The organism is Deinococcus sp. LM3 (assembly GCF_002017875.1).
Classification (GTDB): domain Bacteria; phylum Deinococcota; class Deinococci; order Deinococcales; family Deinococcaceae; genus Deinococcus.
In genome coordinates, this window is the sequence record NZ_MUFV01000001.1 from 2,655,781 (window position 1) to 2,671,075 (window position 15,295).

The 15,295-nt window shown below is 69.9% G+C and carries 13 protein-coding genes; 3 read left to right on the forward strand and 10 right to left on the reverse strand.

What is annotated here, in order from left to right; all coding sequences use genetic code 11:
* Nucleotides 1-294: 294 nt before the first annotated feature.
* Genes pruA through BXU09_RS12545 form a run of 4 tightly spaced genes read right to left on the reverse strand, consistent with a single transcriptional unit; the run spans nucleotide 295 to nucleotide 3,955 of the window.
* Nucleotides 295-1,866 (reverse strand): L-glutamate gamma-semialdehyde dehydrogenase, encoded by a 1,572-nt coding sequence (gene pruA / locus BXU09_RS12530; protein WP_078303377.1) that lies wholly within the window; start codon nucleotides 1,864-1,866, stop codon nucleotides 295-297.
* 11 nt (nucleotides 1,867-1,877) lie between these two features.
* Complete coding sequence (locus BXU09_RS12535) at nucleotides 1,878-2,348, reverse strand: hypothetical protein (RefSeq protein ID WP_078303380.1); 471 nt, start codon at nucleotides 2,346-2,348, stop codon at nucleotides 1,878-1,880.
* A 6-nt stretch (nucleotides 2,349-2,354) separates the two neighbouring features.
* Nucleotides 2,355-3,287, reverse strand: coding sequence for a proline dehydrogenase family protein (locus tag BXU09_RS12540; protein ID WP_078303383.1), 933 nt, complete (start codon nucleotides 3,285-3,287; stop codon nucleotides 2,355-2,357).
* A complete protein-coding gene (locus BXU09_RS12545; protein ID WP_078303386.1) occupies nucleotides 3,284-3,955 on the reverse strand; it encodes a GntR family transcriptional regulator in 672 nt (223 codons plus the stop codon). Before BXU09_RS12545 ends, BXU09_RS12540 begins: the two co-directional genes overlap by 4 nt.
* A 430-nt stretch (nucleotides 3,956-4,385) precedes the next feature.
* Here BXU09_RS12545 and BXU09_RS12550 point away from each other — a divergent pair, with 430 nt between their 5' ends.
* The 3 genes from BXU09_RS12550 (at nucleotide 4,386) to BXU09_RS12560 (ending at nucleotide 7,508) form a co-directional block, all read left to right on the forward strand.
* Entirely contained in the window at nucleotides 4,386-4,643 is a 258-nt protein-coding gene (locus BXU09_RS12550) for a cold-shock protein (protein ID WP_055362985.1), read from the forward strand.
* A 176-nt stretch (nucleotides 4,644-4,819) separates the two neighbouring features.
* Nucleotides 4,820-6,871: a M3 family metallopeptidase gene (locus tag BXU09_RS12555; RefSeq protein ID WP_078303390.1), complete on the forward strand. Its 2,052-nt coding sequence runs from the start codon at nucleotides 4,820-4,822 to the stop codon at nucleotides 6,869-6,871.
* A 136-nt stretch (nucleotides 6,872-7,007) separates the two neighbouring features.
* Entirely contained in the window at nucleotides 7,008-7,508 is a 501-nt protein-coding gene (locus BXU09_RS12560) for a CAP domain-containing protein (protein WP_078305007.1), read from the forward strand.
* A 75-nt stretch (nucleotides 7,509-7,583) separates the two neighbouring features.
* On the opposite strand, the gene BXU09_RS12565 is transcribed toward BXU09_RS12560, so the two are convergent.
* The 6 genes from BXU09_RS12565 to BXU09_RS12590 form a co-directional block, all read right to left on the reverse strand.
* Nucleotides 7,584-8,354: a 3-hydroxybutyrate dehydrogenase gene (locus tag BXU09_RS12565; RefSeq protein ID WP_055362986.1), complete on the reverse strand. Its 771-nt coding sequence runs from the start codon at nucleotides 8,352-8,354 to the stop codon at nucleotides 7,584-7,586.
* Nucleotides 8,355-8,572: 218 nt separating this feature from the next.
* Nucleotides 8,573-11,584: a BTAD domain-containing putative transcriptional regulator gene (locus BXU09_RS21940; protein WP_078303393.1), complete on the reverse strand. Its 3,012-nt coding sequence runs from the start codon at nucleotides 11,582-11,584 to the stop codon at nucleotides 8,573-8,575.
* 100 nt (nucleotides 11,585-11,684) lie between these two features.
* On the reverse strand, nucleotides 11,685-12,443 hold the full coding sequence (locus tag BXU09_RS12575) for an ABC transporter ATP-binding protein (protein ID WP_078303395.1): 759 nt from the start codon (nucleotides 12,441-12,443) through the stop codon (nucleotides 11,685-11,687).
* Nucleotides 12,444-12,564: 121 nt separating this feature from the next.
* Nucleotides 12,565-13,350: an ABC transporter ATP-binding protein gene (locus tag BXU09_RS12580; protein WP_240501228.1), complete on the reverse strand. Its 786-nt coding sequence runs from the start codon at nucleotides 13,348-13,350 to the stop codon at nucleotides 12,565-12,567.
* Nucleotides 13,347-14,336 (reverse strand): branched-chain amino acid ABC transporter permease, encoded by a 990-nt coding sequence (locus BXU09_RS12585; RefSeq protein ID WP_078303398.1) that lies wholly within the window; start codon nucleotides 14,334-14,336, stop codon nucleotides 13,347-13,349. The genes BXU09_RS12580 and BXU09_RS12585 overlap by 4 nt, the downstream gene beginning before the upstream one ends.
* A complete protein-coding gene (locus tag BXU09_RS12590; protein ID WP_078303401.1) occupies nucleotides 14,333-15,193 on the reverse strand; it encodes a branched-chain amino acid ABC transporter permease in 861 nt (286 codons plus the stop codon). The genes BXU09_RS12585 and BXU09_RS12590 overlap by 4 nt, the downstream gene beginning before the upstream one ends.
* Between the last annotated feature and the right edge of the window lie 102 nt (nucleotides 15,194-15,295).

Here is a 15,295-nt window from a genome sequence, read left to right on the forward strand (position 1 = left end):
TAATGCGCGCCCGCCATCCATCCGCCCAGGTCGGCTAGACAGCTCTGGACGGAGTTCAACAAATAGGCGCACGGTCGCTTGCATTTCGCCGGCTGGTCAGTTAAAGGGCGGGAGGCCGCAGGAGCCATCAGGGAGACGCTCCACAGCACAGGGACGTAGCGGAGGCGAACCGGGCCACCCGAACGCGCCTCACCGCACGAAAAGGGCAGGCAGAGGTTCATCCCCCTGTCTGCCCCCTCGACGGTTACTTTCCGCTGGAAAGTGGTGCCCCGTTGACTCTCTTCTGCGCGGCGTTTACCAGCGCTCGGTGACGGTCTTGAGCTGCATGAAGTTCGCCAGGTAGTCCGGGCCGCCCGCCTTGCTGTCCGTGCCGCTCATGTTGTACCCGCCGAACGGCTGCACGCCCACGATGGCGCCCGTGATCTTGCGGTTGAAGTACAGGTTTCCCGCCTCGAACTCGTGCCGCGCCTGCTCCAGCCGGGCGCGGTCACGGCTGCAGACGCCGCCCGTCAGGCCGTACTCGGTGCTGTTCGCGATGTCCAGCGCGTCCTGCCAGTCCCGCGCGCGGATCACGGACACGACCGGCCCGAAGATCTCCTCCTGCGCCAGCCGCGCGTCGCGCTTCACGTCGCCCACGATGGTCGGCTGCACGTAATACCCCTGCTTGCCGTTCGCCTCGCCGGGGGCCTCGCCGCCCAGCAGCACCTTGCCCTCGCTGGGGGCCAGTTCCAGGTACCCTTTGATCTTGTCGAAGCTCATCTGGTTCACGACCGCCGTGACGTTCGCGTTCTCCTCGCCCGTGCCCACCTTCAGGGCCTTCGTGCGCTCCACGAAGCCACTGACCACGGCGTCGTACACGCTGTCCACCACGATCAGGCGGCTCATGGCGCTGCACTTCTGCCCGTTGAAACCGAAGGCACCCTGCACCGCCGCCGTGACCGCCACGTCCAGATCGGCGGTCTCGTCCACGATCAGGCCGTCCTTACCGCCCAGTTCCAGAATGACCTTCTTGATCCACTTCTGGCCCGGCTGGGTCTTCGCGGCCACCTCGTTGATGTGCAGGCCCACCGCGCGGCTCCCCGTGAACGTGATGAAGCGCGTCTTCGCGTGCGTCGTCAGGTACTCGCCGACTTCCTTGCCCACGCCGGGCAGGAACTGCAGCACCCCGGCGGGCAGCCCCGCCTCCAGCAGGATGTCTACCATCATGCCCGCGATCAGGCCGCTGTCCTCAGCGGGTTTGGCGATCACGCAGTTGCCCGCCACGATCGGCGCGGCCAGCATCCCCAGGAAGATCGCGCACGGGAAGTTCCACGGGCTGATGCTGACGCCCACGCCCACCGGCATGAACATCAGGCCGTTCTCCTCACCCTCGAACCACGTCGTCTCGGCCGCACCGAAACCCGCGTACTTCATGGCGCTGCGCGCGTAGTACTCCAGGAAATCAATCGCCTCAGCAACCTCCACGTCGGCCTCGGCGTAGTTCTTGCCGACCTCGACGCTCATCAGCGCGCAGGCCTCCAGGCGGCGGCGCTTCAGGATCGCAGACGCCTTCAACAGAATGCGGGCGCGGGCGTCCATGTCCCACGTCTTCCACGACTCGAACGCCTTCCACGCGCCTTGCAGGGCACGCTCGGCATCCTCGACGGTTGCCTTCGCCGTCGTGCCCACCACTTCACTGGTGTCGCACGGGTTCAGCGAGGTCAGCTTCTCGGCCGTATCCACCCTCTCGCCGTCGATGATCAGGGGGTAATGCTTCCCGACCAGCTCAGCCCGTACCTTCTTGAGGGCGTCCTGATAGGCCTTGACGTTCTCTTCCTTCGTGAAGTCGATGAAGCTCTGCGGGCGGTACTCCTGAACTTTGATCATGGTGGGTCTCCTTAACAGAATTGGTAGCGCGAGATGGGGTCGGCTGGGTTGAATACGGGAGCTGAAATGTCCCGGTAGGTGGCGAGTTCCGGTGCCGTTCCCGCGCTGAGGACGTCGAAGAACGCTCTGAAGAGAGGCACTGGCTCGTCGGCCAGCACGATCCGGTTGCTCATGACGGTGTCGAAGAAGTTGACCCTCTCCCACAGAGAAGACTCGTCTCTGGCGAGCAGAAGCGCAAGGCAGTCGAGGACGAGAACCTTCTGGAAGTCGTTCAGCGAGTCGAAGACGGGTCTGAGTCCATGTGCCAGAAACGCCTGGAGGCTGTGCGCATTGCCGGTGTATGGGGCCAGCACGTAGCTGTCCATCTCGAAATCCACCTTGTCCGGATAGGTCTGCCGGTACCAGTCGTCTGAGACATGAACGGCCGAATTCAGGACCTCATGCAGCCAGAAGAGGTTGATGTACCCCAGCGGGTTCATCACGTTCGTTCAGCCTTTGAGCATGCCGCGCAGCACGAACATGACGTTGGCGGGGCGTTCGGCGATGCGGCGCGAGAAGTACGGGTACCAGTCGCGGCCGTAGGGGATGTACGCGCGGACGCGGTAGCCGGCGGCAGCGAGGTTCTTCTGGAGGTCGCGGCGGATGCCGTACAGCATCTGGAATTCGAAGGCGTCCTTGCTGATTCCGTTGGCAAGGACGAAGTGCTGCACGTCGCGGATGATGCTCTCGTCGTGCGTGGCGACGTTCACGTAGTTCCCGGCTTTCATGTGGGCGTACACGAGTTTGCGGTAGCTGGCATCCACGTCGGCCTTGACGGGCATGGCGACTGTCTCGGGTTCCAGGTACGCGCCCTTGACGATCCGGAGGTTGGGGTGCAGGTCGTCCAGCGCGGCGCGGTCGGCCTCGCTGCGGTACAGGTACGACTGGAGGACGCTGCCCACGTGCTCGTGGCCGAACTCGCCGATCAGGGTGCGGAGCTGCGCGAGGGTGATGTCCACGCGCGGGTGGTCTTCCATGTCGAGGCACACGAACCCGCCGTACTGTTTGGCGCGGCCCACGATGCGGCGGGCGTTGGTGAGGCCCAGGTCCCCGCCCTCCACGGTCTTGCCCTGGCCGACGCTGCTGAGCTTCACGCTGACGTACGGTTTGATGCCCTGGGCGTGCGCGGCGTCCATGAGGTTCAGGACGTTGTCGGCGAACGCGGTGCATTTCTCAGGCGAGTCGATGAATTCGCCCAGCAGGTCGAGGTTGGCCAGGACGCCGTCCTTTTCCAGTTCCTTCACAGCGTTCAGGGCGGTCTGGATGCTCTCGCCGGCCACGAAGCGCTGGGCGACGCCCCAGCCTCGGGCGCGCACGATGTTCTCGATGGTTTTCTGCCCGGCGACGGTCAGGACGGCTTTGCGGTACAGCTGGTCGATCATGCTTGTTTCTCCGGTGGGGTGGGCTGGGCGAGGTTCTGGAGGACCAGGGCGGCGAAGGTGCGGACGTGCGTGCGGGCGGCCTGACGGGCGGCGTCCGGGTCGCGCGCCAGGATGGCGTTCAGGATGTCGGCGTGCTGGGCGTCGGTCTGGGGGTGGGCGTTGTACGTGCGGGTCTGGTGCTTGATGAGCGCGACGCGCTGTTCGAGGTCGCGGTTCAGGTCGGCCAGCGCGGCGTTGTGTGTGGCGGCGGTGATGGCGCGGTGGTACGCGAGGTCCAGCCGGGTCTGTTCGCGGTAGTCGTGGCTGGGGGCGCGTTGCAGGGCGCCCAGGGCGCGGCGCAGGTCGGTGGCGTCGGCGGGCGTGTGGTGCTGGGCGGCGAGGGCGGCGGCCAGTCCGTCGAGCTCCTCACGGACGACGTAGGTGTCGCGGGCCTCGTCGGCGCTGAGGGTGCGGACGCGCACGCCCTTGTTCGCCTCGGCGACGAGCAGGCCGTCCTGGGTCAGGCGCATCAGGGCCTCGCGGATGGGCGTGCGGGACACGCCGAGTTGCGCGCCGAGTTCCACCTCGCCGAGGCGTTCGCCGGGTGCGATGTCGCCGTCCAGCACGGCGCGGCGCAGGTGTTCGTAGACGCCGTCGCGGACCAGAGTGGGGCGCTCGAAAGAGGTCATTGTGGATATTGTATACAATATTTCGACTACCCCGCAAGAGAGAGTCCTGCAAGGGCGAGTGCTGTCGCGCGTTCCGCCTGATCCATTCGGCGTGGCCATCCCTTCGGTGTCCCCAGGGTGCCCGCTCACGGGGACTCCGGAAAGCCACCGCTTCTGCGGCCTGCCTGCCGTCCTCATGTTGCGCGGGCGTCGGCCCGCCGGATGACGTCTGGAATGTGGTTTTCTGTCAGGGTGGGCCGGACCGGTTGATCAGGCTGTCCTGATGCTGACTGAGCGTTTAATCTACCTGCGATAAATGTAATTGGAATCACTTTTACCGAGATGGGTGGCCCCTACACTGGCTCCATAGTTTTCCTGGGTACGCAGTGAGTAAGAGGCGCACAAGGTTTCTGTGCGTCTCTTCGTGTCTTTGGAAACTAAGGAGTTGAACATGGCTGTAGGTAAAGTGAAATGGTTTAACGCGGAGAAGGGCTTCGGTTTCATTCAGACGGAAGGGAGCCCCGACGTGTTCGCGCACTTCAGCGCCATCCAGAGCACCGGCTTCAAGAAGCTCAACGAGGGCGATGAAGTCGAGTTCGAAGTGGAAGAAGGCCAGCGCGGCAAGGGCCCGCAGGCCAAGAACATCGTCGTGACGAAGGCCGCGCCCGTCAGCGAGTACGGCGGCAACCGCCGCGACGACCGCTGGTAATCGCAAACCACCCCTAACCGGAGTAGCCCACCAGGGCCGCTCCGGTTTTTTTGCGCTCCCTGGCCGCCGCAGGGTTCACCTGCTGTCCCGTCCGTCCGACCCGGCCCGCCCACTGCAAGCCTGACACGCCAGGATGCTTACGGTCTGCGCCAGTCAGGCTTCTATACTCCGGAACGATGACTGCAACCCAGACCGATACGACCGGCGTGAGCAACCCCCTGCTGAACGTCGGATTCCGCATTCCCTTCGACCGCATCCGTCCCGAGCACGCTGCCAGTGCCGTGGACACCCTGCTGGCCCGGACGCAGGAGAAACTCGAGCAGCTGGCCGCCGCGCCGCAACGCGACTTCGCGAACTTCATGGCGGACCTCGACACCCTGACCGAGCAGCTGGACACCGTGAACACCATCGTGCACCACCTGGACGCCGTGATCAGCAGCCCCGAATGGACCGCCGCCAAGATGGAGATCCTGCCCCGCACCACCGAGTTCTACACCCGCCTGGGCCTGCACGAGGGCCTCTGGGAAGCGGTCAAGGGCTTCGCCGCCACCCCCCAGGCCGCCGCGCTGGACCCCGTCCGCGCCCGGCACCTGCAGACGGCCATCGACGGGTTCCGCCGCGAGGGCGCCGACCTGCAGGGCGAGGCCCGCGACCGCCTGCTGACCCTGAACACCCGGCTGGCGGAAGTGACCAGCACCTTCTCCCGCAACGTCCTGGAATCCACCGCCGCGTACGAACTGTACGTGCCGACCGAGCGGCTGGCCGGCGTGCCGCAGCGCGTGCAGGACGCCACCCGCCGCGACGCGCAGGGCAAGGGCCAGGACGGTCACCGTCTGACCCTGCACGCGCCCACCCTGCTGCCCATCCTGACCTACGCCGACGACCGCGAACTGCGCCGCGAACTGTGGCAGGCGCAGGGACAGCTGGGCGTGCAGGAGGGCCGCGACAACCGCCCCCTGATCCGCGAGATCCTGCAACTGCGCCGCGAGAAGGCCACGCTGCTGGGCTTCCGGAACTTCGCGGACTACGTGCTGCAGGACCGCATGGCCGGCAGCGGCGACCGCGCCCTGAGCTTCGAACGCGACCTGGACGCCCGCACCCGCCCCGCCTTCGAACGCGAGAACGCCGAACTGGTCGCCTTCTACCACGAGCAGGCCGGCGCGGACGCCCCGGAACTGCAACCCTGGGACGGCGCGTACTGGGCCGAGAAGCAGCGGCAGGCCAAGTACGACTTCGACGAGGAAGCCCTGCGCCCGTACTTCCCGATGGACGGCGTGCTGACGGGAATGTTCGAGATCGTGCGGCGCGTGTTCGGCGTGACCGTCAGCGAATCGCAGGCCCCCGGCTGGCACCCGGAAGTTCGCTACTACGACATTCACGACGAGAACGGCACGCACGTCGCGAGCTTCTACACCGACTGGTTCCCGCGTGACAGCAAACGCGCCGGCGCCTGGATGAACGCCTTCATCACCGGTGGCCCCCGCGAGGACGGCGTGGACCCCCACCTGGGCCTGATGTGCGGCAACATGACCCCCCCCGACGCCGACACGCCCGCCCTGCTGTCCATCCGCGAGGTCGAGACCGTCTTCCACGAGTTCGGGCACCTGCTGCACCACGCGCTGGCCCGTGTGAGCGTCCGGAGCCTCAGCGGCACCCGCGTCGCCTGGGACTTCGTGGAACTGCCCAGCCAGATCATGGAGAACTGGGTCATGGAACGCGAGGCGCTCGACCTGTTCGCCCGCCACTACCAGACCGGCCAGACCATCCCCGAGGACCTGTTCGGGCGCATGATCGCCGCCCGCAACTACCGCGCCGCGAACGCCGCCATGCGCCAGTACTCCTTCGGCCTGACCGACCTGAGCCTGCACGTGGAATTCGACCCGACCGGCGACGCCGACCCCCTGCCGTACGCGCGGGACATCATGGCGACCTTCATCCCGTTCCCGCTGCCCGACACGTACGCGCAGATCGCCAGTTTCAACCACCTGTTCAGCAGCCCCGTCGGGTACGGCGCAGGCTACTACAGCTACAAGTGGGCCGAGGTGCTCGACGCCGACGCCTTCAGCCGCTTCGCGCAGGAAGGCATCTTCAACCGCGACACCGGCCGCGCCTTCGTGGACAGCGTCCTGAGCCGGGGCAACAGCGCCGACCCGGCCGAACTGTACCGCGAGTTCATGGGCCGCGACCCCGACGCCGACGCCCTGCTGCGCCGCAGCGGCCTGCTGTAAGAAGGACACCGGCGTGAACGGTTGACCTGATCGTTCACCCCGGCCAGGACGGGTTCCGGGCGCAGAGTTGATACCTCTGCGCCCGGAACCTGCAACATTCACCGGACATTCAGGTTAAGCTGCGTTCACGATGCTCATGTGGAACCCCAAGCGGACGCTTGGCGCACTGGCGGCCCTTCTGGCCCTCGGTCTGCCCGGCACCACCCAGGCCGCCCCCACCCCCGCCGAGAGTCAGCTGATGGTCCGGCTGAATCAGGTGCGTGCCCAGGGCGTCATCTGCCCCGGCAGCGGGCGGCGCCCCGTGGCGGGCGCACTCAGCTACTCGCCGGAACTGGCCGCCGCCGCGCGCATCCAGGCCGGGTACATGAGCAGCAGCGGCCGCATCACCCACACCGGCGCCGACGGCTCCACCCCCAAGGTCCGCGCGGCCAGCACCGGCGTGAATGCCGTCAGCGTCACCGAGATCATCTACATGGGCGGCGGCGTGAACCCCGAACAGGCCGTGCGCTGGTGGCTGAACTCGGCGGTCCACTGCTACTGGATGAACGAGAATCGCTACACCCACGTGGGCGCCGCCGTCGTGCAGGGCTCACGCGGCACCTCGTACGTGATGGTCCTGAGCAGCCAGCCCCGCTGAGGGTTGATAGGGGAGGGAGGATGGTTGATGGAACCATCCTCCATGCTTGTGCTGTGAGGGACTCCGTGCTGGTCGTTACCGGGCGGTCCAGCCCAGGTCCAGATCCAGGACCGCGCCGGTCATGCCCCACGCGGCCGGGCTGACCACGTAACTGATCAGCGCCGCCACGTCCTGTGGGTCCAGCAGGCGCTTGATGGCGGCGGGCTCCAGCATCACCCGCTGCTCGACCTCCTGCACCGTCAGGCCGCGCGTGCGGGCCTGATCCGCGATCTGCCCCTCGACCAGCGGCGTACGCACGTAGCCGGGGCAGACGGCGTTCACGGTCAGGCCCTGCTCGCCGGCCTCCAGCGCCGCCGTGCGGGTCAGGCCGATCAGACCGTGCTTCGCGCTCACGTACGCACTCTTGAACGGACTGGCGACGTGCCCGTGGATGCTCGCCACGTTCACGATCCGGCCCTGCCCGCTGCGCGTCAGGTGCGGCCACGCGTACCGGCTCAGCAGGAACGGCGCGGTCAGCATGACGTGCAGCATCGCGTCCCAGGTGTCCTCCGGGAACTCCGCGATGGGATCGATGTGCTGGAAGCCCGCATTGTTCACCAGAACATCCAGGCCGCCCAGTGCCGTCACGGTCTCGTCGATGGCGCGGCGGCAGTCCTCGCGGCGCGACAGGTCCGCGCCGATGAACGTCAGGTCGTGCTCTCGCGCCACCTCGCGGGCCTGCGGCCGGTCCAGGTCCAGCACCGCCACCCACAGCCCATCCTGCGCGAGGCGCTGCGCGGTCGCCAGCCCGATCCCACTGGTGCCGCCCGTGACCAGCGCGGCCCTCTGATGCGTGTCTTGCGTCATGCGTGGAGTGTAGGGCGCGCGTGTCACGCCGGGGTTACGACCCGGCTCATACGGACTCCGTTTGCTTCGTTGACAACCCGGAACATCGCCGGGTTGTCAGCTCCACGCCCGGACTCCTCTTTGCTCCCACTCGCTTCGCCCGGATCGAACGGTTCTGGCAGACCATTCAATCGGAGTGCGCATCAGAAGCGCGACCAGAAGTGCAGCCGCAGGTGCGGTCAGGAGCGCGTTCCGGCCAGCGCCTGCCACAGCGCCTGCGTGTCCGGCAGGGGCCGCAGGTCCAGCTCGGCCAGCGCCGCCGTGAGCGCCGCGTACACCCGCCCGGCCGCCGCGCCGCGCCCCAGGGCGTAGTGTGCGCGCATCAGGGCCCGCGCGGCCGGTTCATGCGCCGGGTCCAGGGTCAGGGCGCGTTCGGCGGCCCTCACCGCCTGATCCGGGCGGGCCACGGCCAGCGCGACCTCCGCCTCGGCGGTCAGCGCCTCGGGCAGGGCCGCCGCGTACCGCCCGGCCTCGCGGACCACGTCGTCCAGGTCCACATCGGCCAGCGCGGGCGGGAGGAGCAGCAGGCCGTCCAGGCGGCCCGGTGTGCCCGTCGCCTGCGCCAGCAGCGTCCAGGCGGCCGCCAGATCGACGTGCAGGTCCGGCCCTGGCCGCAGCCGCAGCCAGTCGCCGCGTTCCAGGAACACGCCGCTGCGCGCCCCCTCCTCCAGCACCTGCCCCAGGGCGTGCAGGGTCACGCGGAAGTTCCGTTCACCCACGCCGGGGTCCGCGCCCGGGAACAGCGCCTCCTGCGCCGCCTCGCGCGGCAGGCCCGCCGGATGCACGGCCAGCAGGGCCAGCAGGTCACGCGCCCGGGCGCGGCCCCACTCGCGCGCCCGTCCGTCCCCGCGCGTGACTGCCACGCGGCCCAGCACCTGCACGTGTGCCTCGAAGCCCGGCGTGTCGGCTGGGTCAGGCACCGCCTCGTACCCCAGCAGGCGCGCCGCCCCGGCCAGCGCCCCGTGCGCGCCGGGTTGCGCCCCGCCCAGCCGGGCCAGCAGCGCCGCGCGCGCGGCCCGGGTACTGGCCGGTGCGAACAGCGACGGCGCACCCAGCAGGAACGGGTACGCGGCCACCGCCTGCGCCGCCTGACTGGCCGGCCCGGCGTCCAGCGCAAACAGGGCCAGTGAGGCGGCAGCCTGCCCGAACGCGTCCCCGCACGCCTCGAACAGCGTGGCGGCCTCCTGCAATCCCCGGACCGCCTGCGCCGATTGCGGCCCCTGCGCCAGTCCCAGCGCCGACGTGAGTTCCAGCAGGCCCGCGATGTAGCTGTCCCCGCCGGTCTGCCCGCGCGCCTCGGCGGTCAGGGCGTGCGCGCGCGCCCCGTCCCCGGCCCGGCCGGCCAGCGCCGCGAGGCCCATCAGCGGCTCGACCCGCAGGCGACCCGTGACCGGCTGCGCCTGCCGCAGCGCCGCGTCGTAACTCTCGCGCGCCGCCGCGAAGTCCCCCGCCGCCTGCTGCGCGTGCCCCAGTCGCGCCAGCGCCAGCGACTGCACGAAGGGACTCTCCAGCCGCTCGCCCTCGCTCAGGCCCCGGTGCGCGCAGGCCTGCGCCGGGGCCACCTCGCCACGCGCCGCGTGCAGGAAACTGGCCAGCAGCAGACCCTCGCGGTGATTCTGCGCGGCCCGCGCGCCGCCCGTCTCGCCGTCCGCGAGTGAGTGCGCCCGCGCGAGCGCCGCGTCCAGATCCCCGGAGCGCAGCGCGTAACGCGCCGTGCCGCGCAGGCCGGGTTCCAGCGCCACGGCCTGCGCCAGCTGCCCGGCGTTCAGCAGGTTCTCGGCCCGCAGGCGCCGCAGCTCGTCCTGAACGCACCCGCCGTCCACCAGCGCCGCCGCCTCGTCCAGCGGCCCCCACGCCAGGGCGGGCTGCACGGTATCCAGCGCCAGCCGAACCTCACCCAGCGCGCGCTCCAGCGCCCCTGCCAGCGCGTACTCGGCGCGGGCCTCGTCGTACCGGCTGGCCAGCCGCAGGGCGTCCCCGGCCAGGGCGTGCAGGGCGGGCGTCCAGTCGGCACGCGGCAGCCGCGCGAGGCTGCGGTCCACCAGCGTCACGCGGCCCTGCGCCAGCCACACGCCCCCCCGCGCCGAGAGCAGCGCCGCCGCCCGCGCCGTGTTCCCGGCCAGCAGGTGCGCTGCCAGCGCCCGCCTCAGCCGCCCGGTCCGCTCGAAGAACGCCGCGCCGCGCGCCGCGATCCCGCGCGCCTCGGCCGGCGGCAGCAGGCTGCGCAGGTGCGCGCGCAGCAACGGATGCGCCCGGTACGTGTCCTCGCCCGAACGGGTCAGGAACGTGCCGCTCCCGGCCAGCGCGTCGAGCAGTTCACGGGCGTACGGTTCGTTCAGCGCGTCCTCCAGCAGCGCCGGAATCAGTTCCTCGAACACGCTGCTGCGCGTCAGCAGGCCCCGCAGCGACGGATCGAGCGGCCCCAGCACCTCCTGCGCGAGGTACGTGAACAGCGTCCCCAGCGGCGCGCCGCTGCCCTCCAGGTCCGCCAGATCCGCCAGGGTCACGCGGCCCTGCGCGGCCGCCTGCGCCAGAAACCGCGCCGCGATCGGCCAGCCCTCGGTGACCGCGTGCGCCGCCCGGACCTCCGCCCCCGACGCGTTCAGGCCCTGCGCCGCGAACAGCGCCGCGATCTCCGGAGGCGTGAACGCCAGTTCCGCCGCCGACAGCCGCGCCGCCTCCCCGGACACCTCCAGCCGCGCCAGTTCCGGCAGGTCCAGCGCCGTGCGCGACAGCAGCGCCAGCCGCCCCCCACCCGGCCCGAGCAGCCCGCCCAGCAGCGCCGCGCCGGGCGTGCCCGACAGCACCTGCGCCTCGTCCAGCACCAGCAGCGCCCCGCAGCCGTCCAGCACGTCGGCCACCAGTCCCGCCACCCGCCGCGGCGACGCCCCCGCGCCCAGCGCCTCGCCGGGACGCGCGCCGCCCGGCAGGCCCTGCACCGCCAGGGACAGACTGGCCGCCAGCACCAGCGGATCGGCGTCGTCCGCGTCCAGCGTCAGCCACGCGGCCGGGCCGGAACGCGCCGCAGCCGCCTCCGCCAGCGCGGTCGTCTTTCCGTACCCGGCCGGGGCGGTCACGAGCAGCACCCGCGCGTCCAGCGCCGCGAGCAGGCGCGGGCGCGCCACCGCGCCACGCACCGCCGGCAGCCGCGTGCGCCGCGCGGACGTCAGATCCCGCCAGTGAAGGGTCACGCCGCGAAATCTACCGCATGTGCCGGCCAGCCGCGCCCCATCTGGAGGCCGTCGGCCCCGCCGGGAACCCGGCCCGGCACCGGGTTGCCCGGATTCCGTATCACAGCGCCAGGTACGCCTCGCGTACCGCCGGGTCGGCCAGCAGCGCCGCGCCCGTGCCCTCGTTGACGACCTGCCCGTTTTCCAGCACGTAAGCCCGGTGCGCCAGTTTCAGGCTCAGGTTCACGTTCTGCTCGACCAGCACGACCGTCACGCCCCGCGCGTTCACGGCCTTCAGGGCCCCGAACACCGTCTGCGTCATCAGGGGCGACAGGCCCAGGCTGGGTTCGTCCACGATCAGGACGCTGGGACGGGCCATCAGCGCGCGGCCCACCGCGACCATCTGCTGCTCGCCGCCGGACAGCGTGCCCGCCAGCTGCGCCGAACGCTCCTGAAGGCGCGGGAACAGCGCGTACACCTCGCCCAGGGTCGCGGCGGCGTGGGCGCGGGCCGGGGCACTCATGGCTGCGCCCAGCTCCAGGTTCTCGCGCACCGTCATGTGCGCGAACAGCTCGCGGCCCTCCGGCACGTGCCCCAGGCCCAGCGCGACCGCCTGACTGGGCGAGGCCCGCGTGATGTCCACGCCACCCAGCGTGATGCGGCCCGCCGTGGGTTTCACCACGCCGCTCACGGCCCGCAGCGTGGTCGTCTTGCCCGCCCCGTTCGCGCCGATCACGGCCACGAACTCGCCCGGCGCGGCGTGCAGCGTCACGTCCCACAGCACCTGCACCTTCCCGTACCCGGCAGCCAGACCCTCGATCCTCAATTCCTGCCCCACATCGTTCGCTGCGGGGGTCGTCCGATTCAGTGTGTCCGTCATGCCGGATTCATCCGATTCCCGGTCTTCCGGAACCCCACCGCAAGCCCGTCCATCTCCTGAGGTCCGTTCATCATGGCTTCTCCCTCCGGTCGGGTTCGTCTCCGACTCACCGCAATTCTTTTCATGCGTGCAGTCCCTCCTCGGTGCCCAGGTAGGCGCTCACTACGCGCGGGTCGGCGGTCACCTCGCGGTACGTGCCCTGCGCCAGCACCTGCCCCTGGTCCATCACGACCACCCGGTCGGCCAGATCCCGCACGACCGGCATGATGTGCTCGATGAACAGCACGCTCACGCCGCTGTCCCTCACGCCCCGCACCAGCGCGACCGCTTCCTGCGCCTCGCCGGGACGCAGGCCCGCCATCACCTCGTCCAGCAGCAGCACGCTGGGCTGGGTCGCCAGGGCGCGTGCCACCTCCAGGCGCTTGTCCTGTAGCAGCGTCAGTTCGTGCGCGGCCTTCTCCGCGTGCGCGGCCAGCCCGGTGCGTTCCAGCAGCGCCCAGGCCCGCTCGCGCGCTTCCGGCAGGCGCTGACCCGGCTTGCCGAACAGCGCGCCCACCGTGACGTTCTCGTGCACGGTCATCTCCGGGAAGGGCCGCACGATCTGGAAGGCGCGGCCCAGCCCGGCGTGACAGCGGGCCTCCATGGGCAGGTCCGTCACGTCGCGGCCCCCCAGGTGCAGCCGTCCCGCTGACGGGCGGTACACGCCGGACAGTAGGTTCAGCAGCGTCGTCTTGCCCGCCCCGTTCGGCCCGATCACGGCCAGGATCTCGCCCTGGTAGTGCGTGAACGACACGTCCTGCACGGCCTTCAGACCCCCGAAACGCTTCGAGAGGCCCTCGGCACGCAGCACTTCCGCTCCCGGCGGGGTGGGGGAGAGGGCGCCCCCGATGGTCGTCGCGGCCGTCACAGGTCACCTCCGTGTTTCCGGCCCCGCCGCAGACCCATCAGGCCGCGCGGGAGCCACAGGATGCTCAGCATCAGCACCAGCCCGTACACGACCAGATAGCCGTTCTTCACGCTGTTGTGCAGCAATTCCTCGGCCACGCGCAGCACGCCCGCGCCCAGCACCGGCCCCAGCGTCGTGTACAGCCCCCCGAAGATCGAGGTGGTCAGCGGCGCGATCGAGTTCGCCAGACTGAACGTCTCCAGCGGATTGATGAAGAAGGTCTTCCCGGCGTACAGCACGCCTGCCAGCGCCGCCAGCGACGAACTGATGAAGAACGCCAGCAACTTGAACCGCACGATGCTGACCCCCAGTACCCGCGCCGTTTCCTCACCCTGCCGGATCGCTGCGAACGCGAAGTGCAGCCGCGTCAGGCGCACCGCGAGACTGACCAGCACCGTGAAGGCCAGCAGGCCCCACGCCAGCGCGTACTGCGCGCGGCTGTTCCCGCCCAGCAGCGCCGGCACCAGCAGGCCCGTCGCGCCGCCCGCCACGTTCTCGGGGAGGTTCTGGATGATCGTGCGGACCACCTCGGTGAAGGCCAGCGTGGCAATCGCGAAGTACATGCCGCTCAGACGCATGGTCACCGCGCCCAGGATCAGACTCACGCCGCCTGCCAGCAGCGCCGCGACCGGCATGGCCAGCGCCCACGGCAGGCCCGCTTTCAGCAGCAGCGCGTACCCGTACGCGCCCAGCCCGTAGAACGCCGCGTGCGCGAGGCTCACCTGCCCGCTGCGCGCCAGGATGTCCCACGACAGCGCCATGATGCCCGCCACCAGCGTGAAGAACGCGATCTGAAGCAGGAATTCCGCGCGACTTCCCAGCGGCAGGAACGGAAACAGCGCCGCCAGCGCCAGGAACGCCAGCAGCGGCAGCGCGGCTCCCAGCGTCACCTCACGGCGCGGCGCGGCGCGCACGGGCGTTCCCCCCTCGACGTTGCGGGCACTCACCGGGCACCCCGGTACGAGCGCAGCACCAGCGTCCCGAAGATCATCAGGAAGAACACCGCGTCACTCCAGCCGCCGCCGCCCGGCACGTACGTCTGCACCAGCGCCTCGGAAACGCCCAGCAGCGCGGACGCCCACAGCACGCCCGTCAGGTTCCCCAGGCCCGCCATCACGATGATCGCGAAGGCCTTCAGCGCGAACACCAGCCCCACGGTCGGCGACGCGAAGAGCAGCACGCTCACCAGTACGCCCGCCACGGCCGCCAGCGCGCAGCTCACGCTGAAGGCGATCAGGTACACGCGGTCCACGTCGATCCCGATCAGCTGCGCGCCCCGGCGGTTCTGCGCGACCGCCCGCATCTGCCGGCCCAGCGTCGTGCGGTACAGCGTGAAGTACAGCGCGCCCAGCAGCGCCGCCGCCAGCCCGAACGCCAGTGCCTTCGGGCCGCCCACGCTCAGCTCGCCCAGTTGCAGGCTGCTCGCCTGATACGGCGTACTGACCGTGCGGGTGTTCCCGCCCAGCAGCATCAGCGCCAGATTCTGAAGCAGGATGCCCAGCCCGAACGTCAGGAGCATCTGGTTCAGTTCCGGGGCCAGCAGCACGTGCCGGATGCTCACCCGGTACGTCAGCGCCCCCACCCCGTACACCGCCACCGCGATCACCGGCAGGCTCAGCAGCGGGTCCACGCCCAGCAGCGCGCTGCCCGCCCACGCCAGGAACGCCCCGATCATCAGATACTCCCCGTGCGCGAAGTTCACGATGCCCACCACACCCACCGCCAGCGCCAGCCCCGACGCGACCAGCGCGTACAGCCCGCTCTGCAGCAGGCCGTTCACCAGCGTCTGTGCAAACAAATCCATTCCACGTCCTCCTCTCTGCCTTCTCTGCTTCCTGAAGACGCCCGGTCGTCCAGAAAAACGCTCCGGGCTCCGGGCTGCCGGGAAACACGTCCCAGGCAGCTC

Coding starts and splice junctions, on each gene's coding strand:
- pruA (WP_078303377.1), bottom strand. CDS start 1,866: ATGATCAAAGTTCAGGAGTACCGCCCGCAGAGCTTCATCGACTTCACG.
- BXU09_RS12540 (WP_078303383.1), bottom strand. CDS start 3,287: ATGATCGACCAGCTGTACCGCAAAGCCGTCCTGACCGTCGCCGGGCAG.
- BXU09_RS12545 (WP_078303386.1), bottom strand. CDS start 3,955: ATGACCTCTTTCGAGCGCCCCACTCTGGTCCGCGACGGCGTCTACGAA.
- BXU09_RS12550 (WP_055362985.1), top strand. CDS start 4,386: ATGGCTGTAGGTAAAGTGAAATGGTTTAACGCGGAGAAGGGCTTCGGT.
- BXU09_RS12555 (WP_078303390.1), top strand. CDS start 4,820: ATGACTGCAACCCAGACCGATACGACCGGCGTGAGCAACCCCCTGCTG.
- BXU09_RS12560 (WP_078305007.1), top strand. CDS start 7,008: ATGTGGAACCCCAAGCGGACGCTTGGCGCACTGGCGGCCCTTCTGGCC.
- BXU09_RS12565 (WP_055362986.1), bottom strand. CDS start 8,354: ATGACGCAAGACACGCATCAGAGGGCCGCGCTGGTCACGGGCGGCACC.
- BXU09_RS12575 (WP_078303395.1), bottom strand. CDS start 12,443: ATGACGGACACACTGAATCGGACGACCCCCGCAGCGAACGATGTGGGG.
- BXU09_RS12590 (WP_078303401.1), bottom strand. CDS start 15,193: ATGGATTTGTTTGCACAGACGCTGGTGAACGGCCTGCTGCAGAGCGGG.